Consider the following 1622-nt stretch of genomic DNA (forward strand, 5'->3'; position numbering starts at 1 on the left):
ATGATCGGCCGGAATATGCAGCCACCCCTTAACCACTTGATGATGTGCCTGGATATGCGCGACATACTCATCGTGTGCAACGCTGTCTGACAGCGAGTTCAATGCAGTCCACTGTGCGGGTGATAACTGTTGCGGAGCACGCCCAGCGAGGTCATGTTCGACCCGTTCAATGAGCTGGAGATAATCACAACCACCCTCCGGTGATATATCGATAATCTTGGCGATAGGACCAAACAGCGCAGTGGCTTCGGCAGGAGAGCTTGCCATCAAGAGGGGCTTGACCACCTGCCAGTCACTGAGCCGCAAGATGGCGGTCTCATGTTCAGGTGTATCTATCCAGGACCACTGCCGCAGATGTGCCAGCAATGCTTGCAACTGCTGGAGCGGCGTATACGCCAGCATGAATCAGTCGAGCTGAAACATCAGGCCCCATCCGGGTTGATGGGTGACAAGGCGCTGAAGCTCTGGCCAATTTTGTCGATGAACAGGAATGAGATAGGGGGAGATAGTGCTATGCAGCTTTCCCGTCTCTCCCCAATACAGCCTGGTCTGCTCAAGGCTACCGCCCCATTTTTCTGCCAGGCCAGGCACAGCATCGTTGATGGCCGCTTCGGCAAACATGAACAGACCTTGCCCATCAAGCAGCTGTTGCCAGTCATCATCCTGATACTTGCCAGATATCATCATCTTGCTTGCGTTCACGCCTTACGCTCCTTTATCGTCTACCAGGCCAAACAGCCATTCACGTCGATGGAAATGGGCCCGTGAATCACTGACCAGCGCTGCATCCATCTTGAATTTTTTAATAGCCATCGATAACGAATAGTGAGAAACCAATTTAATAAACTGAGGGTGCCGATAATAATCTGAACCGATGATCCAGCGGTGTGCGGACCAGGCCTCCCACTCATCCTCCGATGCAGCAGGATACAACTCACTTGCCAAGAGAATACCGCTTATGAAACGCTTCTCCAGCCATGTTATATCCAGTAGAAATGGATAGTATTCGCTGGCTCTGACGAATAACGCCTTGGTCAAATGTTGATAACGCGCCTGATTGGTCAGTACGCGATAAGCCTCGGCACTCAACCTGTTTTCATATACTTGTGACGATATATTTCTGGGCGAGACTGACGTACTGACACACTCAAACTGTGAGGTTGAATAGCATGTGTCGACTACCTCGGGAATATATATACCCATAAAAGGCAATTCAAACCGCTGCCTCGTTGACACATCTGTCATTGTCAGCCAAGTTTTTAGCGTAGCCGGTTCATGAAAAGGGAAAAAGACATGCCGCCCATCGGGATAAAAACAAGTATGGCGAAGTAAACACGCTTGCTGTATGTCGTCTATTTCAGCTGCTGCCGTGAACAACACAACGCCCGTATCAGGGTAGTGTTGATGGGATAACAGCCATAACAACAGGCTTTCTGTTGCTGAACCTTCGTTTATAGAGAGTAACAGTAACTCAGTGACCGGATAGCACTGCACACCATAGTGATTGGGCAATAGCCGCCACTCTCCCTGGCATTGTCGATACAGGGATTTCCAATAAGTGATGCCACCTTCTAAATAACTGATCCTAATAGTTCTACACCTTCGCTGTGCCATAGCCATTC

General features: G+C 49.8%; 1 protein-coding gene and 1 pseudogene. Both read right to left on the reverse strand.

Annotated elements, in window-relative coordinates:
* A pseudogene (locus AXW79_RS01405) lies at positions 1-687 on the reverse strand (DUF4123 domain-containing protein); the annotation flags it as partial.
* An 18-nt stretch (positions 688-705) separates the two neighbouring features.
* On the reverse strand, positions 706-1622 hold a 917-nt coding region (locus AXW79_RS22655), incomplete at its 5' end, for a hypothetical protein (RefSeq protein WP_211271107.1).

This window comes from Aeromonas salmonicida subsp. salmonicida, from assembly GCF_001643305.1.
GTDB lineage: Bacteria > Pseudomonadota > Gammaproteobacteria > Enterobacterales > Aeromonadaceae > Aeromonas > Aeromonas salmonicida.